The following is a 25,381-nucleotide window of genomic DNA, read 5'->3' as shown; positions in this document are numbered from 1 at the left end:
CGTGTGCATTTTTAAAAAATTAATGAACCTGCGACATATCGGGTTGCTGTGGTGGCAACGGGGTAGGGTCGGGGTCTTTGGGTGCATCGTCTTTGGCTTTTTCAGGTCGTTCTTTGCGCGGTGGAAAGTTTATCTCGAGGATTGCATTGGTAGGACATACCGGTGCACATTTGCGGCAGAGCCTGCATTTCTCCGGGTCGATGTAAGCGAGGTTGTTGGTCATGGTGATGGCGTCGAACGGACACACTTTAACGCAGGCACCGCAGCCGATGCAGGCTACCTCACAGTTTTTACGGGCATGCACACCTTTTTCTTGGTTTACACAACTTACGTAGATGCGGCGTTCCTTTTTGCCTTTGGGGCGCAGCTCGAAAATATTGCGAGGGCACGCCTTTACACAAGCATTACAAGCCACGCAGTTGTCTTCGATGACTACAGGGAGGCCGGTTTCGGGATCCATGTACAGCGCGTCGAAGGCACACGATTCCACGCAATCGCCAAGGCCGAGACAGCCATTGGGGCAGCCGCTTTCGCCCGAAAAGAGGCCATGTGCAAAAGCACAGGTGGTAGCGCCTTCGTAGTTGGCTTTTTTGGGAGCGTGTGCGTAAGAGCCGTTGCAGCGCAATACAGCAACGAGCGGCTCTTTTTCTTCGGCTTCCAGACCCAAAATGCGCGCTACCGCTTTCATGGTTGCGTTGCCGCCTACGGGACAGTTAAAACCATCCATATTTCCGGCATTCACCACCGCCTCGGCAAAAGCGCGGCAGCCGGCATAGCCACAGCCGCCGCAGTTGGCCCCCGGTACAATCTCTTCCACCGCGTCGATGCGCGGGTCTTCGATTACTTTAAACTTTTGCGCCACAAAATACAGTATTACAGCTGCAGCAACGCCGATGGCGCTCAGAGTGATCACTGCATAAATCATTACATCGTTCACGTTTCAGTTCTTTTTGGTGGGTACTGAAATATTTTACTCAGGACGATAATGCAATTAATACAATCGTGATGAGAAAGGCAAAATTAAGACAAAACTTAATTTTTACGCTAATTATCGTGTAATTTAAAATCATTGAAAATAGCCAGAGCCCGAACCGGCTTCCTTACTTTCGTGGCATTTGACCACTATCCGTAACGTTGTGACTTGGTTTAGTGATGGCTAACTAAAACTAACAGAAGGGCCATTTGATGATTTGTTGTGTTAATTGAGCTTAGCTTTGCAAGCGATATGCTTTCGACGACCTATCGAAAAATTGAACATATCAGCTTAAAAAATTATTATTAACAACTTAAAAAGGAATTTATGCAAAAAAGTATGTTTTTCGTTCCGCCGGCCAAGAATGAGCCGGTACTTTCGTACAAGCCAGGCTCAGATGAGCGTATTAAATTGGTAGAAGCTTTGAAAGCTGCCAAATCAGAAGTGGTGGATGTTCCAATGATTATTGACGGTAAGGAAGTTCGCACCGGAAATCTCCAGGAGCTTCGTCCACCGCACGAACGCGCACATTTACTGGGTCATTTTCATCGTGGCGATGAAAAGCATGTACAGATGGCTATCGATGCCGCGCTGCGTGCAGGCGAGAAATGGGCGGAAATGCCGTGGGAACAGCGCGCCTCCATATTTCTAAAAGCTGCCGGCTTGATTTCAGGCCCGTACCGTGCACGTCTCAATGCAGCTACTATGCTGGGACAGAGCAAGTCGGCGCATCAGGCCGAGATTGACGCATCTTGTGAGTTTGCCGACTTCCTTCGGTTCAACGTACAATATATGACCGAGATTTACAGCGAACAGCCCGATAGCGGCGACCTGGTGTGGAACCGCCTGGAGCAGCGCCCTCTCGAAGGATTTGTTTTTGCACTTACTCCCTTCAACTTTACGGCTATCGCTGGTAACCTGCCTTCGGCTCCTGCAATGATGGGCAATACGGTGGTGTGGAAAGCATCCGACACACAGATCTACGCAGCACGTATCATCATGGAGATATTTATGGAAGCTGGCTTGCCCGATGGTGTTATCAACCTGATCTTTGTTCGTGGACCAGTGGCTGGAAAGATTATTTTTTCGCATCCTGCTTTTGCCGGAATTCATTATACCGGAAGTACTGCAGTATTCCAAAGTATCTGGAAAGAAATCGGAACCAACATTTCCAAATTTAGAGCCTATCCGCGCATTGTTGGTGAAACGGGAGGAAAGAACTTTGTATTGGCACATGAGTCGGCTAACCCGGTGCAGGTAGCTACTGCCTTAACACGCGGCGCTTTCGAATACCAGGGGCAGAAATGCTCGGCTGCATCACGGGCCTATATTCCTAATACTATGTGGGATGAAGTGTTGAAAGAGATGAAGCGGGATCTTGAAAGTATAAAAATGGGTACGGTTGAGAGTTTTTCCAACTTTGTGAATGCTGTTATTGATGAAGCCTCCTTCGACAAACTCGCAGCTGTGCTTGATCGTGCTCGCAAGGATGACAAAGTGGAAATCCTTCACGGTGGCAAATATGACAAGAGCAAAGGCTTTTTTATCGAGCCTACCATTTTGCTTACTACCGATCCGCATTATGCTACGATGGAAGAAGAGCTTTTTGGACCAGTTCTCACTGTTTATGTTTATGATCCCAAGGATTTTGATCAGGTTCTGAAAGAGATCGACAACACCTCTATCTATGCCCTTACCGGAAGCATCTTCTCTAAAGACCGCTACGTGATAGAGTATGTAATGAAGCATTTAAAACATGCTGCAGGCAACTTCTACATTAACGATAAACCTACAGGTGCAGTGGTTAATCAGCAGCCCTTTGGCGGTGCCCGTGGCTCAGGAACAAACGACAAAGCCGGTTCGAAAATTAACCTGCTACGTTGGTTAAGCCCACGTACCATCAAGGAGTGCTTCGTGCCTCCTGTAAGTTACAAATATCCTTTTTTGCAAGATTAATGGAATCACGTTCCAATGATCAAATAACAAAATCCAAATAAATTTCAATCAAGAATATTTGAGTTTTGTTTTACTACTAAAAATCGCCGGCCTTGTGTCGGCGTTTTTTTTTGCCCGAGTACTGCCAGTGAGGTTTATCTGCTACAATTGTGGAGTTATCTTACCAACAAAAAAGCTTGTCTGCAATTTCTTCAAAGCTACTGCAATAAGGCTTCACCGTACTTTTCATCGTCTTTTAGCCTGGTGGCATGATGTTAGCCAAGTCAAGTTTTTTTATTAAAAACTAAAAATAAAATCATCATGAGAGTAGCAGGAATCATACTAATTGTAGTGGGTGTAATCGGGTTGTTAGTGTTTGGAATACAGGCCATGAACGACTCCGAAACTTTTTCGGTTTTTGGATTGGACGTTGCCGTTAGCTCGGCCAACTGGACGCCCGTAATCCTTAGCGGCGCTGTGGCTGTGGTTGGAATCATTATGGCATCCGTGCGCAGGAAATAATTTTCTTGTTGGAAAACATCATTAAGAAAATTATAGAAAGCATCGGCAGATATGGATAAAATGGATATAGAAAAGCCTGTAGCAACAGTTCTGGACAAAATAGAAGGGTGGCTCGAAACCTTTGTAAGCATGATCCCCAACCTGGCAGTAGCCATCGTACTGTTGATTATATTTATTGTTTTGGCAAAATTTGCGGCCAAAATATTCAAAAAGTTATTTTCAAAAACCTCCGAAAACAAAGCATTGGAAGGTTTATTTGCCACCATTATCAAGTGGTCGATACTCATTGTGGGGATTTTTATAGTCCTTAGCATACTTCAGCTTGATAAAGCTGTAACGTCGATACTTGCTGGTGTAGGAATTCTCGGACTGGCGCTGGGCTTTGCTTTTCAGGATATCACCGCCAACTTTATTTCGGGAGTTATTCTGGCTTTTCGCCGACCCTTTGAAATTGGGCAGGTGATAAAAGTAAATGATGTAATGGGCACTGCCAAGCGCACCAATCTGCGTGTAACGGTGATAGAGACCTTTCAGGGGCAGGAAGTTTTTATACCCAACAAAGATGTGATGCAACATCCCATCACCAACTATTCGGCAATCGGTAAAAGAAGAATCGATTTGTCAATTGGCGTTTCCTATGGCGACGACCTGAAAATGGTGCAGCGCGTGACACTCGAAACGATAAAAAATCTGGAAGGTGTAATTGACAAAGACAACATCGGATTTGATTACGGCGAATTTGGCGACAGCAGCATCAACTTTACCATACGCTTCTGGATAAAATATCCTGGCGACCCGGGCTTTCTGGTGGTGCGCAACAATGCCATTATAAAAATAAAAGAAGCCTTCGACGAAAACGATATTATGATCCCATTCCCCATCCGCACGCTCGATTTTGGTATAAGGGGCGGCGAGAAACTTTCAGAAATGAAGCTTGACATCGCAGGATCGCATTCTAAAGCTGCAGTCTAAGTCGGACAAGACAAGGGCAAGAATTAAGAAAACAACTCTTTATCTTTTTAATTCTAAAAGAATAAAAACCATGAAAGATTTGTAGGGAAAGATAGTGCCGCAATAGAAGTGAAAGCCAGGAACCATGATAAATATGCAATGAACGCACCCGGCGAAATGAAGGCCTTCAACCGGAAAATGATAGAAGAATTTTGGAAAGAAATTCATAAACAATAAGCCACATAACAGATTACCAACAATGAGCCGAAAGGCTCATTTTTCGTTTTAGAAAGTTGTGGAATCTGGTGTGGAGAAGACTTCACATGTATCTGCCACACTATTTACCAAATTTACCAGTATAATGTTATAAATGATTGTAATTCAATAGGATGAATTCTTCGTAGGCAAATGGCACAAAATTTTCCAGCTTCATCACATTATTTACAAACTTAAATATTACAACTATGAATAAGCTGGAAATTAAAGGAAAATGGAATGTGGTAAAAGGCAAACTGAAAGAAAAATATGGCGACCTTACCGATGATGATCTTACTTACCTCGAAGGACAGGAAGACCAACTACTGGGTCGGCTTCAGCAACGCACCGGACGTGCTAAGCAGGAATTGATCGACGAAATCAACCGCCTGTAAAATACTTCCATTATGAAAACGCTACTTTTTATCGTTGCTGCAATGCTGCTGTTGGGCTGGATTTTAGGTCTGACATTTAAGATCATCGGGCTTTTTATCCACGTACTTTTGGTGCTGGCAGTAATAGCCATTGTGGTAGCCTTCATCAAGAAACGTCGAAAAGATTAACAACCGATTGTTTGCTAATGGCGACAATCCAAAAAAAACGGAGTCACGCAAGTGGCTCCGTTTTTTTGTTTTAATGTCAAAAGTTTTAAAAGAAATTTTCCAGTTGCAAAGGCTGAGAACCGTGTAGTTCAAAACCCGCCATCTTCCCTGCTTAACCACCCATCTTTTTTCGGGTTGTCTCGTTTGAAATGGCATGCTCTACCGATTTTTCTTCTCTTTCACCATCGTCATCTTCCTGAATGATTCGGAATGGTACCGCAAAATTCAACGGCTCGTTTTCGTGCTTGTAAAGCAGCGAAAACTGCCTGGTAAGCTCTACGCCGAAATAAAGGATAAAGGAGGCGTAATAGATCCAGATGAGGATGATGATAAACGAACCGATGGCGCCGTAAACTACTCCCATGTTGCTGCTGCCGATGATCATCCCGATGGCGATTTTGCCTAAAGAAAACAGCACAGCAGTAAAGATTCCGCCAAACCAGGCAGCGCTCCATTCTACTTTTACATCAGGCAGGAATCGGTAGATAATGGTGAAAATGGTCCCCACGATGCCCAACGAGATCGTCAGGTTTATAATCTGTGCAAAAATTATCATGTCGGGACCAAAATGCTGCGACAGAAAAGCGCGCAGAAAAGCGATGGAAGCATCTACTATCAGCGATACCAGAAGTAAGAATCCGAGGCTAAGGATTACACCAAATGAAAATACACGGTCTCTGAGGAGTTTCAGAATACTCATCTTGATGTTACTCTTCACCTTTACGCGCCAGATATAGTTGATGGAACCCTGCATGATGCCGAACAATGTGGTGGCCGACACCAGAAAAAAGATGATGCCAATGATGGTGGCGATGCCGCTGTCTTTAGTAAGTTCGTAGTTATCGATGGCATTTTGCAGCACCAGGCTGCTGTCCTGCCCGATGAGTTTGTTAAGCTCCTCGAAGAGTTTGGTGCGCATGGTGTCGTCGCCTACCAGCAGTCCAAACAGGGAGATGATAATGATAAGGATGGGCGCCAGCGAAAAGGAGGCAAAATAAGATGTGGTGCCGGCCAGGTTTAGCGGATTGTTGCTGCCAAAATTGAGCACCGCATTCTTGGTTATCCTGAAGAAATCCTTCAGCTTGTGTTTGATCTGTTTCTTTTTCATCCGTTTTTTATGCTAATTGTTTCATCAAAAAGCTACCTTAATTCCGAGGCCCGGATCGGGAGAGAAGTGAACTCCTCCGTCGGTATTTATTTCTAAATAAGGCTTCACGTCGAGGCTGATGGCAATGGGCACGTTGGGTATTTTGTATTCCAACCCAACAATTCCATCGATTCCCAACCCCACGCCCGTATCATCCTCATCGTAATGATGGTGATACCATGAAGGGCCACGCCCGTCGAAGTCGTCGCCATAAAAAGCTACGTGTCCGCCACCGCCATAGTACCAGTTAAAACCCGGTTCGTTGAAGGCGGGAGAATACTTTTCCCACAAGATCGTAACACTCAGTCCGTCGTGCCAGAAGCCGATGATGCCTTCGAAAGCTGATGCGGGGTTCATCTTTTTTAGGGTAAGTCCCGACGTACCGCCGCTTCGCAGGCCAATGGCAAAATTGTATTGTGCCATAGCGCTAAAGCTGCTTAATAGAATTACAAAAGTAAATACAGTTAATTTTTTCATGTTTACAGTTTTAAAATTTCGCCAGTCATGGCCAAAAATATGCCGGCTGTCTTTATTTAGTAGTTAAAACTTTGAGGATGTGTACTAATAGATAAATGCTCCAAACCACCAGACATGTGGCTTTTGTGGATTATTAGCCTCAAGTGTGGAACATTCTTATCATGAAAACGGAAATGATTATCCGATTATTAAGTCAGGAATGTTATTTTAAACACCATTAAATCAATCGGTTGAAGTTTTTTTGCTATAGCCCTCATTTTTTGATGGCATAATATTTACGCATACCAACCTGAATTTGAACGAAAAATTTATTTAGTAAACTTATTTTAAACTTTAAAACAAATACATTATGTTGAGACTAGCAATAATTTTTCTTATCGTAGCCCTGGTGGCAGCGGTGCTTGGTTTTGGTGGTATCGCCGCCGGAGCAGCTGGAATAGCCAAAATTGTCTTCTTTATTTTCGTCGTTCTTCTGTTGCTTTCGCTGATTGGCGGTGGAGTTAGAGGCTGGAAATAGAAAGAAATGAATCAAGTTTTTTAAACCATAAAAAATAAATATTATGAGTAAAGTAAATGTATTAGCCGGATTTTTGGCAGGTGCCATTGCCGGCGTAGTGGCAGGATTATTAATAGCTCCCGATAAGGGTTCTGAAACCGCGGAAAAGCTCAAATCAACCATGAAAGACGTTTCGCAGTCGGTAGTCGATACCTTTGAGAGCCAGAAGGAATATCTTGAAGGCCAGTTGAACAAGTTCAAAAAAGATGTGCACGTCGGAAAAGAGGAAGTGCAACGCGCTGCTGCCAAAGCAGTTGAAGAGGTCAAAACTGCCGCCCGAAAAGTTGGAAATACCAACCTGTAAACAATGCTGTTGATCTGATTCTAAAAAAATGACTGATTTTTTTTAGCCAATGATTACAACGTCCCCTGAAAACCAATTATTAAAAAACGATACTGTTGAGCCTGATTTTGTACAGACTCCTTAATTTAAACTCACTATATTGTCCCCCCAATGCCTGCGCCAGTCTACTCCCCGTAGATTGGCGCTTTTTTTTGATGTGACTAAAGATGCAGCCGATGGATGATCAGGAATTAGGTTGTGGGCGGCCAGCCGTTGGCAAGTAGTAGTTTTTTATTTCATTATTCGAGATTCGATATTCTTCGGTTCGATATTCAAAAAAATAGAATTGGGAATGATCCCGCGCCTTGCGCCAAGCTCTATGCGCCTTGCGTCCAGCGTCATCTTCTCCCCAAAGAATGCATCACTTCAGCTATCAGCGTTTTTATTTCACCTTTTCGGGGGATAATATCGCTGCGGCGGATAACCATTTCGCGGGCGAAAAACAAAACCACGATAAGGCTTGTAAAAGAATAGGAAATACTGGTAGCCCAGCCGGCACCGGTAATTCCCAGAGCAGGAATCATTAAACTATACAAAACCACAGCAACCGCCAATCCTGCAAAAGAGGCAATGGTATTGACGTGGTATTTTCCGGTGCCTGAAAAATAATGTCCTACGATGAGCGCCACGTTAAACAGCAGCACGCCGGGAGCCAGCGACAGGATCACGGCTCCCACCTGGCCAAAGCCGGGGCCGAATAGCCATACAAAAAATGCAGGCGGAAGAATCACCAGCACCAGCAAAAGTGCGGCGCTGAGCACCAGTGCAGCCACCGTGAGCTGTGCTGTGAGTTTCTGCGAGGAAGCTTTGTCGGTACTGTTGGCAATATGCGCATATTGTACCATGCAGATGCTGCGGCTTACCAACCATATCGATTCCACCAGTGAAGTGCCGTTGGAGTAAATGCCCACCTCTGCTTCACCATACAAATCATTGAGCCAGTAGTAACTCATCCTGAAGCTTAGCAACTGGGCGATGTGCGCCAACTGATTGAGCAAACCGTAGTGCAGCATCTGATAGGAGGCGGTGCGGTATTCTTTCCAGGTTGCACGACGCAAACCCTCAGTATGGCGGCGCAACAGGATGAGGCTTAACACGAAAGCGCTGCCGAAAGCAATGTACAGAGTGATGATGTAGCTGTGGATGCTGGCCAGGCCGGCCACATAAAAAAATCCGGCCAGACTCAGTGCACTTATCACCACCTGCAACAGCATGATAGAATTGGAAGATTTGATCTTTTCTTTGCCGATAAGGATGGAGGCATTGATAGAAGTAAACCCATTGATGGCGGCCAGAATAATTACGTGTAAAACCATCGACTGTGGCACCAGATCGAATACTTTTAATACAAAATAAAAAACCAGGCTGTTGGCTGCAGCCCAAAGATAGGCGGGCACAGCCAGTGTCTGAAAATGAAAACGTGGTGTGAGATAAACCAGCGCGCCGCCCCCCATGAGATTGGCAAAAACCAGGATGTAGGTGATGCTGACAAGAACAAGGCTCTGCACTCCTTTGCCATCGGTGCCCAGCATTTTGGATACCATGACGGCAATCAGCAGATTGATAACCGCTATGGCCACACGTGTACCGAAAGTATTTATGATCTTGTTGAGCACAGTAACTGATGATTCATCATTAAAAAACTGTGGGAAAAATCTTTTGAGATTATTTGGATTTTCGTGCTACCGATTGATAGAGTTCAAAAAGAGATTTACCAATCACATCATTGCTGAAATGCTCGACGGCGTAGCGTCTGATAGTTTCGCTCTTATAGCGATCCAGATTATCCAGTGTATCGTTGAGCGCAGCAATAAATTCCTCTTCGTCGCCGGCAGTGGTAAGCTGTCCCAGGCGTTCGTCGAGGTGCTCGTGGATGCCGCCCACACGCGTCGAAACTACCGGTACGCCGCAGGCATAGCTTTCGAGGATAACCACCGGCAGGTTTTCGAAGTAGCTGAACATAATCATCAGGTCGGCCTGGCGTAGCAGCTCCACCAGCTCCTGACCCTCTTTGAGACCAGCAAATTTTACGATTTTGTCGGTAAGATGCATTTCGTCGGCAAGTTGGTGCATCCGGCCAAAGTCTTCGCCATCGCCGATAAAGGTAAGCTCAAAGTCATCGCGTTGCTGGCTTAGTTTTTCCATCACCCGAAGGATGCCCGAAATGTTTTTTTGTTTATCGGTAAAGCAAGAGAGATGCACGATCTTTTTGCGTGTCCGTGGGCTTTTGCTTTGCGCTGGCGTAAATTTTTGGATATCCACCACATTGGGAATTACCACATAATTATCGTTGCGCAGCTTGTTGTCGATCATGGCATCGCGCAGGTTGGCAGTAACGGGAAGCACTGCCGCAGCGTTTCGCACCACGCACTGTGTCGAAAGTTTACGCACCGTACCGCTATAAGTGTCCATGTTGGGCAGATAGCGCGTCCAGTGCTCTGTTATAACGTAAGGAACTCCGTGTATCAGCTTGTTGATGCGGGCAATAACTCCACATCGGGTGAGCACATGCACGTGCACCAGGTTTTCCTTCCCGCGTTCCTTTCGTATCATTCGTATGCCCTTAAAATGGCTGAAGGCAAAACGCCAGGAATTTACCAGGTTGGCCAGAAAAGCCGGTTTTATTGCAGATTTTTTAAAATAAATACGCTTTGTAAACAATCCATTTTCGGAATGAACGATCTCGTAAGTTTTGCCTTTCAGCTTCTCATCAGCATGCACGTAAAGTACCGAAATGTCGACATGTGGTGACACAGCCAGTCCGTGTCGTTCGATGAAAAGTCCCATCATGGGATCGTAGCGGTGCGGATACCAGCGGGGCAGATACAAAATGTGGAGGCGGGAGGGATGAGCTTGTTTCATGAGCGGACTAACGATATTTAATAAAAGATATTTGGTTTGCGTTTCGCATCGCAATTATTCAATCAAAATTCGACAACCTTACAACTTCCTCACCTGCCAGGGTTGTTATCCCTTTTGGGGCTTGAAACAACCCGTTGGCTCATCATCTTATCCACAGCTTCCACTGCATTGCGCAAGCGTTTTTCTCCGGTTCCGCTGATGATTACGTAAGGGAAACCTTGCTTGTCGAGTGCCTTTTGGTAAAGTTTAAAAAGCATTTCACGCTGGTGCGGATGTTCGCGCAGCTCGTCGTATTCCCACGGCAGATCTATGTCGGTGAGCAGGTACAAATCAAAATCCTGCTTTTGCAGATTTTCCTCAATCCATTGGTGACAGCTGCCATACTTCACTTCACACCAAATTTTGGTTACCAGCAGCTCGGTATCGCTGAAAAGCAAATCAGAAGATAATTCTTCGAAAGCCTGCTGTGATTTTTGCTGCTGCCGGGCAATGTGCAGGACGTCGTCGAAAACGTAATCGCGCCCAAGCTCCTGCAAATAGTAGCGTGCAAACTCCGGCACCCAGAGCGCATGATAATGGTTGGCCAGTTGTTTTGCCAGCATCGACTTGCCCGTCGATTCCGGACCTGTGATTGCAATTTTTGTTAACTTGTGCATAGTTGCTGCTCTCTTGCTTTTTGGCGCCACTCGATGTAGCCCCAAACTGCCAGAATCAGAAATACTGTAAACTGAAAGCTTGTCAAGGCAAGGCCTTTATAAAAATAAAGTGGTATCGACACAAAGTCGCCGATGATCCAGAAAATCCAGTTTTCCACTTTTTTGAGCGCCATCAGCCACATGCCCACGATAAATATTGCCGTAGTGGCTGAATCCCATGCAGGCACAGTGCTATCGGTGTAATTAGAAAGCAAATAGTACAACACTGCAAAAAATACGATGGTGCCTACAATGCTCAAGAGGTGCTGCTTTGCGGTGTTGAAAGTGATGACGATGGTTTGCTCCTCGCTGTCGAGATGCGTCCATTTGTACCAGCCATACACACTCATCAGAAAGTAGAATCCATTGATGCCCATGTCGGCATAAAGGCCGGCAAAATAGCAGATGTAAACGTAAATAAGCACCGAGATAATGCCAGTTGGATACACCAGGATGTTTTCCTTGCGGGCATACCACACGCTCAGTAACCCAAACAATACAGCCACAGCTTCGAGCCAGGTGGTGTGGGACAGGTTTTGATAAAAAAGATTAAAAAATTCATTCACGGACGAGCAGTTTATCGAAGGTCAGCATTGATGATCTTCATCACAAAAATGGAGTGAGGAAGCTCAAAAGACTTGTAAATTTCATCGGTAAGTGCCTGCATCACCTGACGGTACTCACCAAAAATTTGCGTACTCATGTGGTTGGTTTCTGCTCTGAGCCCTTCGTGCTTGCTGATGCGTGCAATAAAATCTTTGATAGGAGCCTTGTATTCAACCTTGAGCGGATAATAACTTACTTCGACAGAAATATTCATAGTTTGTTGTTATTAAAATAATGATCAAAGCAATAATACCGGCAAAAGTAAAAAAAAGGTTAGTAGCAGCGCATGCGTGTAGGGAAATGGAAGTTTTGATTTTGGCAAAAACATAATGTGTGTATCTTTGCGCCCGTTAAAAGGAAAAAAAAGAGGTCCAGTAGCTCAGTTGGATAGAGCAGCAGCCTTCTAAGCTGCGGGTCGTGGGTTCGAATCCCGCCTGGATCACGAGGAACAGAGCGTTGTAACGGAGTTTTTTTACAGCGCTCTTTGGTTTAAATAAAATAGAATTTAAATAATGAGTTTTAAAAATATTCTCATCACAGGAACAGGAAGTTACGTTCCTTCTCGTGTGGTAAAAAATGAAGACTTTGCCGTCAATCAGTTTTTCGATGTTGAAGGAGTGGCTTTTGCTGAACCTCATGCGCAAATAAGTGAGAAGTTTCGTGCAATTACCGGCATAGAAGAGCGCCGTCATGCCACCGACGATCAGGTGTGCAGCGACATTGCCACTCTGGCGGCACAGGAGGCCATAAAAGATGCCAACATCGACGCCGAAACGCTTGACCACATCATTGTGGCCCACAACTTCGGCGATGTGCCAGTTGGTACCGTCCAAACCGACATGCTTCCCAGCATCGCTGCAAAAGTGAAAAACAAACTCGACATCAACAATCCCAAATGCATTTGCTACGACGTGGTGTTTGGTTGCCCCGGATGGATACAGGGAACCATTCAGGCGCGCTCGTTTATGCAGTCGGGGCTGGCAAAGCGCTGCCTGGTTATCGGAGCCGAAACACTTTCACGTGTTGTCGACAAAAACGACCGCGACTCGATGCTCTACTCCGATGGCGCCGGCGCCACGGTGATGGAGATTAGCGAAAGCGACCAGCAATATGGGATTCTCTCTACCAGCATGGCAACCTATGCCAACAAAGAAGCTTTTTACCTTTATCGTGGCCCCGGCTACCAGAAAGGCTCCAGGCCAGAGATCAGTTACATGAAGATGCTTGGCCGTAAAATTTATGAGTTTTCGCTCAACCACGTGCCCGACGCCATGCAGGAGTGTCTCGACAAGTCAGGCCACACCATCGACGAGGTGAAGAAAATCTTTATCCATCAGGCCAACGAGAAGATGGATTTCGAAATAGTGAAACGTTTCTATCGTCTTTACAAAATACGCCAGGCGCCCGAAGGCATCATGCCCATGAGCATCAGCAAGCTGGGCAATAGCTCGGTAGCTACAATCCCCACACTCTACGACCGCATCCGCAAAGGCACCTGCATCGAAAAACACGACCTCAATCAGGGCGACCTGCTGCTCTTCGCTTCTGTAGGCGCCGGCATGAACATCAACTGCATCGCATATCGTTATCAGGGGTGAGAAAACAGTCGGCAGTTGGGCAGTAAGCACAGATGAGATATGATGAAGAAGTAGGTAGTAAGTAGGAATTGGATTTTAGGCTTACGAATGAATTTTAAATCTCGAATTTCAGCACTAACAGGTTGACCTCGATTGCGGGATTCGTGGGCAAAAAGTTAGAAGTCAAAATGCTGTATTTAAAATCAAAATAAAACAGGGAGCTAGATTTTACTCTAACTCCCTGTTTTTCAATGTCGGGGTAGTAAGATTCGAACATCGATCTTCACGCCTTAAAGTGTGACGCACTATCCGGACTTTTGTTTACACCGTAAAATAAAAAAGGAGTCAAGATTTAACTTAACTCCTTGATTTACTGCGTCGGGGTAGTAAGATTCGAACTTACGACCTCCTGCTCCCAAAGCAGGCGCGCTAACCGGACTACGCTATACCCCGTACTATTATTTTTAAGAACTCATCCTGAAAAAGCGGAGAGAGGGGGATTCGAACCCCCGGTACCCGTTACAGGTACGACAGTTTAGCAAACTGTTGGTTTCAGCCACTCACCCACCTCTCCATCCTATCTTTTAAAGAACGTACCCCAAAGGGGTCTCCCGTTTTTCGGCGTGCAAAGATCGGATTAATTCTGAATTAACAAAACATTTTCCGAAAAAAATCTCTTACAGGATTTGGCTTCCGGCCAATTTGCTAATGATGATGACCATCAGGCCCATGCACATGGCCGTGTTCGAGTTCTTCCGCACTGGCATCGCGCACCTCCACCACCTTTACGTCGAAAGTAAGTTTCTGACCGGCAAGCGGATGGTTGGCATCAAGCGTAACATTGTCGCCTTCTATTTTTACAACTGTGAGATGGATGTCGCCCTCGTTGGTTTGTGAAGTGAAAGTCATGCCTGGCTCGATCTCTTTAGGATTGGGAAATTTGGAACGGTCAAGTTCATAAACCATCTCGTCATTGCGTTTGCCGTATGCATCTTCCGGCTGAATGGTTACTTTAAAAGCATCATCTTTCTTTTTGTTTTCCAGCTCCCGCTCCAGGCCTGGTATCAGATTGCCATTGCCATGCAGATAATACAATGGGTCGCGGCTGTCAGAAGAATCGAGCGTGTTGCCCTGATCATCGGTGAGTGTGTAATGAATTCCTACTACTTTGTTCTTTGCGATTTTCATGAAAATAGTATTTTTTATTAAAAAAAATATGTGAAACACCTTCTTAATCAATGCTTCACATCCGATTTAGATACACGACAGCCTGTGGTGCTGCCGACTTAATTTGCAAAGAAAATAAATAATTTTAAAAATCCCGGTTCAAAACACTGCTAAAATTTTTAAAATCCCCACAAGTTACTCCGCCTGTTTTGCTCGATGCAATTATTTTCCAAAACAAAGCACTACTTTTGCCGTCAAATCTTAAAATTATTTTTTATGACTTTTACAAAAAAATATTTACCGTGGGTTCTTGTGCTCTTTGTGTTGCTGGCCATTGGCTGCAAAAAAGATGACGACGACAAAAAGGAGCCGAAAGCTGCATTTACCTGGCAATTGACGGATTCTGCCGGGCAGGTTATTTTTAACAACACCAGCGTAAATGCTCAGACTTTCGAGTGGAACTTTGGCGATGGTACTGCAAGTACGGCCACCTCACCAACGCATTTGTACGAAGAAAATGATAGTTTTATCGTAACGCTCAAAGCTTTTGGTAAGGGCAGCAATTCGGTGCGCGACACCGTATTGGTAAACAATCTTCTTCCGTGACAAACTATATTTGTTAGGATCGTTTCAGAGTGATTTCAATCAAAAAGCGCCACTTCTTATCGGGAAGTGGCGCTTTTAGTTTTCGAGCTTGTCGCTTGTTTTTATTTCAGTTTCATGTCGCTGATTACGGCATCAATCTTTTTGTCGAGCGCCTCATTAACTTTGTCGTAGTCGGCGGCAGATTTTAGTTCGCCTTTTACGCCAAAATAGAATTTTATCTTGGGTTCGGTGCCCGATGGCCGCATGCTTATCTTGGTGCCGTCGGCAGTAAAAAACTGCAATACGTTGCTTTTGGGTAATTTGATGGCGGTTTCTTTTGCGTTTTTCAGGTCTTTTTGCACTTGCTCCTGATAATCCTTTATCATCACCACCTCCGAGCCATTGATGGTTTTGGGCGGTTTGGTTCTGAAATTCTCCATCATCTTGCGAATCTCCTCGGCGCCGGCTTTGCCTTTTTTGGTCACAGACAGAAGATTTTCTTTATAAAAACCATATTCGATGTAGATGTCGAGCAGCAGACCGAAGATGTTTTTGCGCTGGTTTGCAGCCCAGGCAGCCAGTTCGGCGAGCATGGCACAGGAGGCAACAGCATCTTTGTCGCGCACAAAGTCGCCGATCATGTATCCGTAACTTTCTTCGCCACCGCCAATGAAGGTTTTATTGCCTTCGTTTTCACGAATAACTTCCGCAATCCATTTAAAACCTGTCAGCACATCATAACATTCTACCTTGTGTTTTCTGGCTATGTCGCTGATGAGTTCGGTGGTGACAACGGTTTTCACGATGTATTCTTTGCCTGTGAGCATCTCTTTGCGTTCCCACATGGTGAGCAGGTACCAGGTAAGCAGAGTGGCGGTTTGGTTGCCATTGAGCAAGACGTAATTTTCGTGGAGATCTTTCACAGCTATCCCTACACGGTCGGCGTCGGGATCGGTGGCCATCACCAGCTCCGCATCTACTTTGCGTGCTTTGTCGAGTGCCATGGCCAGCGCTGCCGGCTCTTCGGGGTTAGGTGAAACTATGGTTGGGAAATTGCCATCCACCACATCCTGCTGATGCACTTTAAAAACATTTTCGAAGCCAAATCGCGCCAGCGCAGCCGGAACCAGATTAACGCCGGTGCCGTGAAGCGGTGTGTAAACCAATGGAAGCTCCGCCTGCCGGTGATTAGAAGTGGGCGAGAGCGAGAGTTTTTCTACTTCATCCAGATAGAGCCGGTCTATCTCTTCGCCAATGATGTGTATATTTTCGGGGATGCCTTTAAATTTCACATCCTTAACTTGTATTTTCTTTACCTCATCGATCACGTTTTTGTCGTGCGGTGGGATCATTTGCGCACCGTCGTTCCAGTAGGCTTTGTAGCCGTTGTATTCTTTGGGGTTGTGCGAGGCAGTAATCATCACACCGGTGTGGCAGTTGAGATGGCGTATGGTAAACGAAAGCTCCGGGGTGGGGCGCAGCGCGTCGAACAGATACACCGTGAAACCGTTGGCTGAGAAAACGTCGGCGGTAGTTTGTGCGAAGTAATCGCTTTTGTTGCGTGGGTCGAATGAGATAGCAGCGCGAAGTTGTTTTTCTTTCGGATAAACCTTTTTCAAATAGTTGGCCAGCCCTTGTGTGGCGGCTCCTACCGTATATTTATTCATCCGGTTGGTGCCACTGCCGATTAGTCCGCGCAGGCCGCCGGTGCCAAATTCCAGATCCTGATAAAACGATTCGGTGAGTTCGTCGGGATTCTCATCCATCATTCGTTGCACGGCAGCGCGGGTTTCGGCGTCGTAATCCTTGGTGAGCCACACGTTGGCTCTTTCGATAATCTTTGGGTCGATTTGCTTTTTATCCATTACAGTATTTCTTTATTTAAAATGTAAAGCTCTAATAATTAATGCAGCATTTCTCCCAATGAAAGGATATGAATGATGCATTTTTCAATAAGGTAGGCAAAGTTAAGAAAACCCGTTGCCGGCGGGGATGTTTTTAATTAAAAATAACATTCAGGAGGTTTTTCTCTTCAAAGAACTAAAGTTCGCGATAGTTTATCATATTGATTTTATTCCCGCTCAAAATTTCTTTCAACGGTAGCGTGTCCCAAAAGTCAAATTCTGCTTTGCGATGCAGGTACGAATCTGTTTTGTCGGCTGTAGCCGGATGGGTCATTATTTCGAACACATCACCTTTGCGGAAATGGGACGACAGTAGTTGATTTGCAAAGTCGTCCGAATAATCGCTGCCAAAAGATAGCTCAGCTATCAGCGCATCCGGGTGTTGGAAAGGTTTTAAATTGCGTGATGTTGTTGCTGCAAATAGTGCGATCACTACACTGCGTCCTGCATGAATACGAGTCAAACGACAGTTTCTTACTTTTTTGATTCCATTGTCGGCCACCGCCTGCAATATCCATTTTCCCAATCCGGGGAATTGATGCAGGTGCTGGTGGCTGTCGGCGTGTGAGATGTCGATACCATTTTCGCGCAAGCTTTTGATTTGCGCCGCTACCTCTTTCACAATATGATCTTTATTTATCCTTCGCATCAAAAACCTTTTGTACAATTTTCCAGCACCCAAAAACTTACCTTCAGCATCGAGTAAAGTATCCACCTCTTCCGGTCGGCTCACCGGCTTGCCATTGATCAAATTGATGTGAAGGCCGGTGCTGATTCCGTCGATGGAACGTACCTTTTCAAGATCGTTTTCGGTGGCGAAGTTGGCCAAAATGGTGGTGCTGCTGATCTTCCCTTTTTCGAGTAAATGCGCGATTCCGGCTGTGGCTGCTTCATCCCATCCAAAATCGTCTGCATTTATGATCAGGCGTTTATCAGTCATTCTTATTTCTTTTTAATTAAAAACCGAAAATCAAAATGGAAAAATTCGTGACGGGTTTGGTTATTGAATATTGATGTTGAGGCTTATTTGTGGTTTGCTTTATTGTTTTTTATGATTTTCCCTTATGATGCGCCGGACGCTGTAAGGGCTGTGGTTGCCACGGGCATAGTAGTTATAGATGCCAATTTCGGCAATAAGCCCAAAACTCACCAGCAACATTCCCATGATCATGACGAAGATCGAAAACAGAAACTCCACCAGATAATCTATGCGCAGGTGGAAATGGAAAAACAGTGAGCCGATGACGAGGTACACCGTGGGCAGTAGTCCGACGATGAACATCAGTCCACCGGTGACGCCAAAGAGTCTGAAGGGCTTGTTCATGTAGGAGATGGTGAATTTTAGAAATATCAAATCTATGATCACCAGATAAACTTTCTTGAGCGAATAGCTGCTGGTGCCGGCTACCCGCTGTCGTATTTCGATAGGGATTTCGGTTTGGCGGATGCCTTTTCGCGCCAGGATAGCGCCCAGAAAGCGATGTGCGTCGCCAATCATGTTCGACTCTTCGAGCAGGTATCGGCGGTAGGCGCGGAAGGTGGCGCCGAAGTAGGTCATGTCGGCGCCGGAGATGCGGTGGATGAGCCAGTGCGCAAATCGTGATAAGCTGCTCTTGAACCAGTTCTCCGGGCGTTTTACTTTGGCACCGCCCACCATATCAAAGCCTTCTTCTATTTTCGCAATGAACCGTGGCAGGTCTGCCGGGTTGTGTTGCAGATCGCCATCCATAAAAATGATGATATCGCCGGTAGAATTTTCGAAACCGCTGCGAAGTGCGATGGTCTGGCCATAGTTTCCTGCCAGATCGATACCCGTAATTTGTGGATGCGACTGCTGCAAATCAGCAATGCGCTGCCAGGTGGCGTCGCTACTGCCGTCGTTTACAAGGATCACCTCGTAATTGTAGGCTGTTGCCGACATCACTCCGATGATTTCGGCGGCGAGCTGCCCCACATTTTCCTGTTCGTTATAAAGCGGCGCAATGATGGATATTTTCGTTTTTTTCATTTCATGATCTTTATCAAATTCAGATTTCTGCCATCCTCCACATTGGGATATTGATAAAATATTTCCACTTGGTTTTCTTGCCGGATTAGCGCCAGCCCGTTGTCGTCGGTGATGTAAAACACTCCCGGTTTCGGCTCCTGCTTCTCCTGCCGGATCAGTTGCTGCTTTTCACGCGTCATCACGTAAGTGGCTCCATATTGCAACATGGGCGCGTGATAATAAAGCAAAGGCTCATCGGCAGTAATCTGTGCCACTTCGATGGCATCTTCTTCGTAAACTTCAAACTGCTCAGCCCTTAGCGGCCACACATACCAGCCAAAAGCAATGCGCCCCACGATGAGCACGATGGCAAAAATAATCAATCGTTTGTCGCGAAGGTAGAAATAGAAATACATCAAAATTGCCGAGAGCACAAATAGAATGGTGGCAACGGTTTTGGCGGCGGGCGTGTCGGCAAATTGTGGTATCAGCGGAAGCGCCAGGTAGCCTATGGTTAGCAGAATTCCAGCGCCAAAAAAGACCCATTCCATTATTGAGGAAAGTCGTTTGTTTTGTTTTTTGTTTTCTAAATAAAAAAATACAAAAACCGACAGTGCCAGAGGTACCAGCATCATGATGTATTTGGGGTAAACATCCGGCGACGTCCAGTAGGGGATGAGGTTGAAAAGCAGCACCAGCAGGCTTAGTTTGAGGAAACCATTTTGAAAAACCTTTTTCCAAAATCCGCGCACCAGCGTAAAAACCAGCAGCAGCGTCCAGGGCAGATAATGGTAGAGCATCTCCACCGGAAACTTGTACAAATGCTGCAATGTGAGGCTCACACCTTGTGTGGCCACCGTGCGGTTGGTCGATTCGCTCCACAAAGTGGCGAAAACATTTTGCAGCGAATTGTAATGATGATACATCAGATAATAACCTCCCGCCAGCACCACAAAAACGCCTGCTCCTGCCACATGCTGCCAATTGAAAAGCCGGCGCCATTCCTTTTCGGAGATGAAAACCACCAGTAGCGTGATGCCCTGAAAAACGATGGCTGGCAAGCCTTTGAGCATATAACCAACCGTCATCAGCAGGTAGGAGAGAAGGAAGAGTTGCAGATATTGCTTTCGCCGGAAATGATAAATCACCACCATCAGCATGGTGTAGATTACCCACGAAAAAGTGGTGTCGATGTAGCCGAGCAGCGATTCCCAAAACAGCAATCGCCCCAAAGTGACAAACAGGAAAGCGGTGATGATGCCCGCTTGTTTGCCCATTTCGCGTGAGACGAAATAATAAATGGTAAAACCAAAGCCAATGAGCGACAGCACGGTGGGCAGGCGCAGCACCATTTCGCTCATACCAAAAAGTTTGAAAAACACAACCAAAATCCATGGGAAGAGTGGCGGCTTGTTGTAGTAAAAGTCGCCGTAAATGGTGGGCGTAACGTAGTTGCCCGAAATCATCATCTCGAGCGCCACCAGTCCGCGCGTAGCTTCATCCACAGCCATAAAAATGTTAATCCTGCCTAGGTTGATCAGCAGCGCAATTATCAACAGAATACCACCGGTGGCGTAGAGAATGAGCGGATATTTTTGCAAAGTTTTAATCATGATCCCAAAGAGCCAATTATTTTAATTTTTCGGTTTTGATACTGTAATAAATTCCGGTGAGCGACACCAGGGCGGTGATGATATAAAACAACAAGCTTAGCGCAATGCTGTTGCTGGTGCTGAGTTGCATCACCTGCGCCCCCAGCAGGAAAGTGATTTCGCGCGAGCCAACGCCACCTATCGTGATGGGCAACGCCGCCACAATGGAGGAGATCAGAAATATAAACAGATAATCGATTGTGGCATCGCTTACGCCGATTGCCTGCAGGATAAAAAATGCCGAAACCATTTGCGAAAGCTGAACCAGAAAGGATTGCAGCAACGTAATGGTAAAAATGTCGCGGTAACGATCGAATAAGATTTTTATAAAAAAATAAAAAGCGATGATGGCCAGCGGGATGAGCAGCCAGGAGTAGGTTTTGTAAAAGTGGGGGAGGGTAGCGGCGGTGGCCAGGGCAGCAGCCAGACAAAACAGCGCCAGCAACCCCATGACGCGGTCGAGCAGGATAGCCCAGAAGATGTTCCGCGCTTTTACGTCGTATCGTTTGTTGAGCAGATAGATTTTGTAGCCGTCGCCACCGATGCCGCCGGGCAGAAACAAATTGTAAAACATGCCCAGCAGGTAGAGTTTCAGATTGAAGCTGGCGCTAATGTCGATGCCGGTGTTGTGTAGGAATCTGCGTAAGCGAAAAGCTGAAATGTATTTTGATAAAGCAAAAAATAGCAGCGCCATCAAAAGCCACAGCGGCTGTACCCGTGCAAAAACTTCCAACAGCGCCCCTGTATCGATTTTGTAAAGTACAAAAGCCAGGATGCCCAAAGATAGGATGATCTTGAGCGCTGTCTTCAGATGTTTGGGGAGGTGTACTTTCACTTTATTTTTTTTGATATTCATTGTTGTCCGGTAAACATCATTTTTCATAAATAGATTCTTCACTCCACTGCGTTTCGTTCAGAATGACAGGTTGTTAGGGTTCTTGGGAGGGCTTAGTCGGCGACGCAGCCGCCGACTAAGCCCTCCATCTTCCAACTCATCGCAAACCCTTGTCTTTCTGATCCGCCAACCGGCGGAGAAGAATCTATTGTTTTTACCCGGACACCATTTACATTTAATTCATTCTAAAAACCTGTGCAAAGAAACCAAATTGCTACGACTCTGCCGGCTTCCGCCAAACGCTGCGCGCCACCACGATGCTGATTTCGTAAAGCACCAACAGCGGGATGCCCACCATAATCTGGCTGATGACGTCGGGTGGGGTGATGATGGTCGAAACAATCAGGATCACCACGACCATGATGCGCCGCTGTTTTGCAAGCATTTTTGGCCCCACAATGCCGTAGCGCGCCAGAAAGAAAATGAAGATTGGTAACTCGAAAAAGACCGCCACCCCCAGGCATAGTGAGGCAACGGTGCCGATGTAGCTGCCAAGCATCACGTGGTTGGCCACCTGCCCGCTCACGAAATAGGTTCCTAGGAAGTTAACGGTGAGCGGAACGATGAGGTAATAACTGAACAGCAGTCCCGCGACAAATAAAAGAGTACCCACTATCATAATGACCAGCGTGGCGCGCCGGCTTTTGATGCTAAGTACAAAAGAGAGAAACGACCAAATTTCGTAAAGCAGATAAGGAAACGCTACCACTACGCCGGCAACTATGGAAACATACAAATGAGTGAGAAACTGCCCGGCCATGTTCACATTGATAATCTTGAGTGCCGAAGCATCAAAACATAAATCGGGGATGTTGAACTTTGTGCCTATTTTACAAAACAGCACGTTAGTGAAAAAGTCGGGATTTTTGGGTGCCAGCAGGATGTGGTCGAAGATAAGGCTGCGGTTCATAAAAGCTACCACTGCCAGGAGCATGATCACCACCGCGCTGCGGATCATTTGCCGTCGCAGACGGATCAGATATTGCCGGTAGTTGCGAGGCCCCGCTGCCGGCTGTGGCTTGCGCGGATGAAGCACTCCTTTGGTTTTCTTTGTCGAATCAACTTCTGGCATCAGCTACCCAATTTTTTTAGTCGCCAAAAGTACACATAACGTGGATAGTGGGATGGAGAAGGAGGCTGAAGAAGGAGGCTGAAGAGCTGGATTAAAATAGCTTTAACAAAAATTTAAAAAAACAAAAACCGAATGGTGAAGTAAAACGTAGCTATTCAGCTGCTATCGAAAATTTGCTTTTAAGATGGGAACCTTCTTGTTCCTGCATTTTACCAAACGCATCCACGGCTCCGTAGCCCCGCCATTCATGGCTGGGACTTGAAGCGGTCACGCAATTTCTTGCAGGGCGTTTACGCCCTTACAATATTTCATCGGTTATCTGAGAAGGGCATAAATGCCCTCAATATTTCTCTTGTCGTTCACGTAAACCCAGGCGTAAACGCCTGGGCTACGAAACTGCTGTAACAAAAGAAAGCGCGGGGTTGTGGTGGTTGAGCGTAGTCGAAACCAGCGTAGTCGAAACCGTCGAAACCAGTTTGTCAAAATTAGTCGAAACCAGCGTAGTCGAAGGGAATGACGAATTGGAAAAATGGAGATTAAAAATCGAATACCGAAAACCGAATGAAGAAGTAAAAGGCCGGGAAAAGCAAAAAGCCTTGATTTAGAACAAATCAAGGCTTTTTGTTTAGAAGCGGAGAGTGAGGGATTCGAACCCCCGGACCCGTGAGGGCCAACGGTTTTCAAGACCGCCGCGATCGACCGCTCTGCCAACTCTCCGCGACAAAAGTATACTTTTTTTGATTTGTACAAAAAAAAGTTGTCGGGTAGGGGAAGAAGTTGTCGGGTTGTAAGTTCGCTTCGCTCGCCTTGTCGGGTTGCCCGCTACGCCGTTGCCAGGTTGGAGAAATAAGTTGTCGGGTTGCACGTTTTGTTGTTATTATGTTGTCAGGCGCGTCCCGTTAATCCGACAACTTGATAGCCTGACAACTTCTTATTTCCACACCGTAAACTGAACATTTAGAGCCAAATACTTATTAATTAACTGTGGTGGGGAGTCATTAAAATACTTTTGGTCTTGATGTTACGAAAACCTACTATTATGCTAAAAAGATATTTGTTTCTGCTTACAGTTTTTGTTTTGTCTGTTCATGTTACAATGGCACAGAATGACAGATACGTTCAGGCACAGCTTTTTTATTCTAAATTTTATTCGCCTGTCGACGGGCCTTATCTGGAAACTTATCTTTCGGTGGTGGGCAATACCGTTAATTACCAGCCGCTACCCGAAGGTGGCTTTCAGGGAAAAATAGAAGTTTCCATGATCTTTACCAAAGACAGCGCGGTGGTAAATTATGATAAATACGAGCTGCTTAGTCCGGTAGTGAAGGATACTTCCCACATCGATTTTAACTTTCTGGATCAACAGCGTTTTAGCCTTCCCAACGGCGTGTACGATTTTCAGATCACCATAAACGACCCGGGCAGCGAGATGCCTCCATACGCTACCACGCAAACCATTGAGATAAACTTCCCACCCGATGAAGCATCGGTTTCAGGAATACAGTTGGTGGAATCTTACGAGGCTACTACCACAGAAAATATCCTCAGCAAAAGCGGCTATGACCTGGTGCCTTACGTTTACAATTTCCTTCCCGAGAAGGTAACCACGCTTACTTTTTATTCTGAAATTTACAATGCCACAAAGCAATTTGGCGAAAGCGAGCCATTTTTAATAAATTATTTTTTGGAGTCCTACGAGACCGGGAAAAAGCTCAACAAATTTGCACGGTTTAAGCGTGAATCAGCGAAAGCGGTCAATATCATTTTCGCTAATTTCGACATTACGCATCTTGCCTCCGGAAATTACAATCTGGTGGTGGAGGTGCGCAACCGCGAAAATGAGGTGATTGCTGAAAATCGTCTGTTTTTCCAACGCAGCAATCCGGCTGTGGCCATCGACTTTGCTGACTATGCCGCTGCTTCTGCGCAGAATTCGTTCGTTTCGCGTATCACCAGCAAAGACACGCTGCGGCACTATATCGATTATCTGATTCCGGTAGCCACCGATGTGGAGCTTAGGTTTATCACCTATCAGATACAAAAAGGTGACGCCGACCTACAGATGATGCAGAGCTTCTTTTTTAATTTTTGGCTCGACCGCAACGAAGGAGATCCTGAATATGCCTGGCGCAATTATCTGAGCGCTGTAGATCTTGTGAATGATCAGTTTGGCGCTCCCGGCTCGAAGGGGCAGAGGGGTTATAGAACCGATATGGGTCGCATCTTCCTGAAGTACGGCCCGCCTAACACCATCAGCGACCAGCCTTTTGCAGCCAGCACCAGCGGCATGACCATCAATGATGGTGGCGAGCAGGGCTACGACGCCGGCTCGGTGCCTTATCAAATCTGGCATTATTATACCATCGACAACCAGCGCAACCGCAAGTTTGTGTTTGCCAACATTCATATCGCCCTCAACAATTATAAATTAATACACAGCAACATGCCCGGCGAGATAAGCAACGAAAATTGGCAGGCCGAGCTGCACAACCGTTTTCAGCAGGGCGGCATCAATCCTGACGGCGACAAATACGGCGGCAAGTCGGGCGACTTGTACAACAATCCCAGATAATTTATCGAAAATTTCATCAGCTTTGGTCGTCATAGCGGCGATAATA

25 protein-coding genes and 4 tRNA genes are annotated in these 25,381 nt (G+C 45.9%); 11 read left to right on the top strand and 18 right to left on the bottom strand.

From position 1 onward, the window contains the following. Positions 1 to 19 precede the first annotated feature (19 nt). Complete coding sequence (locus VFC92_04720) at positions 20 to 925, bottom strand: RnfABCDGE type electron transport complex subunit B (GenBank protein HZK07480.1); 906 nt, start codon at positions 923 to 925, stop codon at positions 20 to 22. 375 nt (positions 926 to 1,300) lie between these two features. Between VFC92_04720 and pruA the strand changes: the two genes are divergently transcribed. The 5 genes from pruA (at position 1,301) to VFC92_04695 (ending at position 5,199) form a co-directional block, all read left to right on the top strand. Beyond that, entirely contained in the window at positions 1,301 to 2,929 is a 1,629-nt protein-coding gene (gene pruA, locus VFC92_04715; GenBank protein ID HZK07479.1) for an L-glutamate gamma-semialdehyde dehydrogenase, read from the top strand. Between the two features lie 300 nt (positions 2,930 to 3,229). Continuing rightward, positions 3,230 to 3,430 carry a hypothetical protein gene (locus VFC92_04710; protein HZK07478.1) on the top strand — a complete coding sequence of 67 codons (201 nt, stop codon included), beginning with the start codon at positions 3,230 to 3,232 and terminating at the stop codon, positions 3,428 to 3,430. Positions 3,431 to 3,481: 51 nt separating this feature from the next. Then, a complete protein-coding gene (locus VFC92_04705; protein HZK07477.1) occupies positions 3,482 to 4,402 on the top strand; it encodes a mechanosensitive ion channel in 921 nt (306 codons plus the stop codon). Positions 4,403 to 4,845: 443 nt separating this feature from the next. Continuing rightward, a complete protein-coding gene (locus tag VFC92_04700) occupies positions 4,846 to 5,031 on the top strand; it encodes a CsbD family protein (GenBank protein ID HZK07476.1) in 186 nt (61 codons plus the stop codon). Between the two features lie 12 nt (positions 5,032 to 5,043). Then, positions 5,044 to 5,199, top strand: coding sequence for a lmo0937 family membrane protein (locus VFC92_04695; GenBank protein ID HZK07475.1), 156 nt, complete (start codon positions 5,044 to 5,046; stop codon positions 5,197 to 5,199). Between the two features lie 151 nt (positions 5,200 to 5,350). Here the strand turns inward: VFC92_04695 and VFC92_04690 are convergent, their stop codons facing one another. After that, positions 5,351 to 6,346, bottom strand: coding sequence for a YihY/virulence factor BrkB family protein (locus VFC92_04690; protein ID HZK07474.1), 996 nt, complete (start codon positions 6,344 to 6,346; stop codon positions 5,351 to 5,353). 24 nt (positions 6,347 to 6,370) lie between these two features. Further along, positions 6,371 to 6,862: a hypothetical protein gene (locus tag VFC92_04685; protein ID HZK07473.1), complete on the bottom strand. Its 492-nt coding sequence runs from the start codon at positions 6,860 to 6,862 to the stop codon at positions 6,371 to 6,373. Positions 6,863 to 7,211: 349 nt separating this feature from the next. On the opposite strand from VFC92_04685, the gene VFC92_04680 reads away from it, so the two are divergent. After that, positions 7,212 to 7,379 carry a DUF1328 family protein gene (locus VFC92_04680; protein ID HZK07472.1) on the top strand — a complete coding sequence of 56 codons (168 nt, stop codon included), beginning with the start codon at positions 7,212 to 7,214 and terminating at the stop codon, positions 7,377 to 7,379. Between the two features lie 43 nt (positions 7,380 to 7,422). Beyond that, a complete protein-coding gene (locus VFC92_04675; protein HZK07471.1) occupies positions 7,423 to 7,722 on the top strand; it encodes a YtxH domain-containing protein in 300 nt (99 codons plus the stop codon). A gap of 377 nt (positions 7,723 to 8,099) precedes the next feature. On the opposite strand, the gene VFC92_04670 is transcribed toward VFC92_04675, so the two are convergent. The 5 genes from VFC92_04670 to VFC92_04650 all read right to left on the bottom strand — a co-directional run bounded on the left by VFC92_04670 (position 8,100) and on the right by VFC92_04650 (position 12,138). Next, positions 8,100 to 9,377, bottom strand: coding sequence for a polysaccharide biosynthesis C-terminal domain-containing protein (locus tag VFC92_04670; protein HZK07470.1), 1,278 nt, complete (start codon positions 9,375 to 9,377; stop codon positions 8,100 to 8,102). Between the two features lie 49 nt (positions 9,378 to 9,426). Further along, the gene (locus VFC92_04665; GenBank protein HZK07469.1) at positions 9,427 to 10,623 is read right to left on the bottom strand and encodes a glycosyltransferase; all 1,197 of its coding nucleotides are present in this window, start codon (positions 10,621 to 10,623) and stop codon (positions 9,427 to 9,429) included. 89 nt (positions 10,624 to 10,712) lie between these two features. Then, positions 10,713 to 11,279: an ATP-binding protein gene (locus VFC92_04660; GenBank protein ID HZK07468.1), complete on the bottom strand. Its 567-nt coding sequence runs from the start codon at positions 11,277 to 11,279 to the stop codon at positions 10,713 to 10,715. Further along, positions 11,267 to 11,884: a nicotinamide riboside transporter PnuC gene (pnuC, locus tag VFC92_04655; protein HZK07467.1), complete on the bottom strand. Its 618-nt coding sequence runs from the start codon at positions 11,882 to 11,884 to the stop codon at positions 11,267 to 11,269. Before pnuC ends, VFC92_04660 begins: the two co-directional genes overlap by 13 nt. A gap of 11 nt (positions 11,885 to 11,895) precedes the next feature. After that, positions 11,896 to 12,138 carry a hypothetical protein gene (locus VFC92_04650; GenBank protein ID HZK07466.1) on the bottom strand — a complete coding sequence of 81 codons (243 nt, stop codon included), beginning with the start codon at positions 12,136 to 12,138 and terminating at the stop codon, positions 11,896 to 11,898. Between the two features lie 154 nt (positions 12,139 to 12,292). Between VFC92_04650 and VFC92_04645 the strand changes: the two genes are divergently transcribed. Then, positions 12,293 to 12,366, top strand: a tRNA-Arg gene (locus VFC92_04645). A gap of 70 nt (positions 12,367 to 12,436) precedes the next feature. Then, positions 12,437 to 13,522 carry a ketoacyl-ACP synthase III gene (locus VFC92_04640; GenBank protein ID HZK07465.1) on the top strand — a complete coding sequence of 362 codons (1,086 nt, stop codon included), beginning with the start codon at positions 12,437 to 12,439 and terminating at the stop codon, positions 13,520 to 13,522. A 357-nt stretch (positions 13,523 to 13,879) separates the two neighbouring features. Here VFC92_04640 and VFC92_04635 read toward each other — a convergent pair. The 3 genes from VFC92_04635 to VFC92_04625 all read right to left on the bottom strand — a co-directional run bounded on the left by VFC92_04635 (position 13,880) and on the right by VFC92_04625 (position 14,689). Beyond that, positions 13,880 to 13,954: transfer RNA gene (locus VFC92_04635), tRNA-Pro, on the bottom strand. A 33-nt stretch (positions 13,955 to 13,987) separates the two neighbouring features. Next, a tRNA-Ser gene (locus tag VFC92_04630) sits at positions 13,988 to 14,075 on the bottom strand. A gap of 131 nt (positions 14,076 to 14,206) precedes the next feature. Continuing rightward, on the bottom strand, positions 14,207 to 14,689 hold the full coding sequence (locus tag VFC92_04625; protein HZK07464.1) for a peptidylprolyl isomerase: 483 nt from the start codon (positions 14,687 to 14,689) through the stop codon (positions 14,207 to 14,209). A 255-nt stretch (positions 14,690 to 14,944) separates the two neighbouring features. On the opposite strand from VFC92_04625, the gene VFC92_04620 reads away from it, so the two are divergent. Beyond that, positions 14,945 to 15,274, top strand: a complete 330-nt coding sequence (locus tag VFC92_04620; protein HZK07463.1) for a PKD domain-containing protein — start codon at positions 14,945 to 14,947, stop codon at positions 15,272 to 15,274. A gap of 101 nt (positions 15,275 to 15,375) precedes the next feature. Here the strand turns inward: VFC92_04620 and VFC92_04615 are convergent, their stop codons facing one another. From VFC92_04615 to VFC92_04585, 7 genes are all read right to left on the bottom strand, one after another. Further along, on the bottom strand, positions 15,376 to 17,118 hold the full coding sequence (locus tag VFC92_04615) for a phospho-sugar mutase (GenBank protein ID HZK07462.1): 1,743 nt from the start codon (positions 17,116 to 17,118) through the stop codon (positions 15,376 to 15,378). Positions 17,119 to 17,293: 175 nt separating this feature from the next. Next, a complete protein-coding gene (locus tag VFC92_04610; GenBank protein HZK07461.1) occupies positions 17,294 to 18,097 on the bottom strand; it encodes a ChbG/HpnK family deacetylase in 804 nt (267 codons plus the stop codon). A gap of 99 nt (positions 18,098 to 18,196) precedes the next feature. After that, positions 18,197 to 19,165, bottom strand: a complete 969-nt coding sequence (locus tag VFC92_04605) for a glycosyltransferase family 2 protein (protein HZK07460.1) — start codon at positions 19,163 to 19,165, stop codon at positions 18,197 to 18,199. After that, the gene (locus VFC92_04600; GenBank protein ID HZK07459.1) at positions 19,162 to 20,757 is read right to left on the bottom strand and encodes a glycosyltransferase family 39 protein; all 1,596 of its coding nucleotides are present in this window, start codon (positions 20,755 to 20,757) and stop codon (positions 19,162 to 19,164) included. Before VFC92_04600 ends, VFC92_04605 begins: the two co-directional genes overlap by 4 nt. Positions 20,758 to 20,773: 16 nt before the next feature. Then, entirely contained in the window at positions 20,774 to 21,652 is an 879-nt protein-coding gene (locus VFC92_04595; GenBank protein HZK07458.1) for a lysylphosphatidylglycerol synthase transmembrane domain-containing protein, read from the bottom strand. A gap of 253 nt (positions 21,653 to 21,905) precedes the next feature. Then, a complete protein-coding gene (gene tatC, locus VFC92_04590; protein ID HZK07457.1) occupies positions 21,906 to 22,763 on the bottom strand; it encodes a twin-arginine translocase subunit TatC in 858 nt (285 codons plus the stop codon). 632 nt (positions 22,764 to 23,395) lie between these two features. Then, a tRNA-Ser gene (locus VFC92_04585) sits at positions 23,396 to 23,480 on the bottom strand. A gap of 322 nt (positions 23,481 to 23,802) precedes the next feature. Between VFC92_04585 and VFC92_04580 the strand changes: the two genes are divergently transcribed. Beyond that, positions 23,803 to 25,335 carry a GWxTD domain-containing protein gene (locus VFC92_04580; protein HZK07456.1) on the top strand — a complete coding sequence of 511 codons (1,533 nt, stop codon included), beginning with the start codon at positions 23,803 to 23,805 and terminating at the stop codon, positions 25,333 to 25,335. Positions 25,336 to 25,381: the final 46 nt, after the last annotated feature.

This window comes from Bacteroidales bacterium (assembly GCA_035647615.1).
Lineage (GTDB): Bacteria > Bacteroidota > Bacteroidia > Bacteroidales > 4484-276 > SABY01.
The sequence above is the reverse complement of the archived record's forward strand: the minus strand, read 5'-3'. Positions and strand labels throughout refer to the sequence as shown.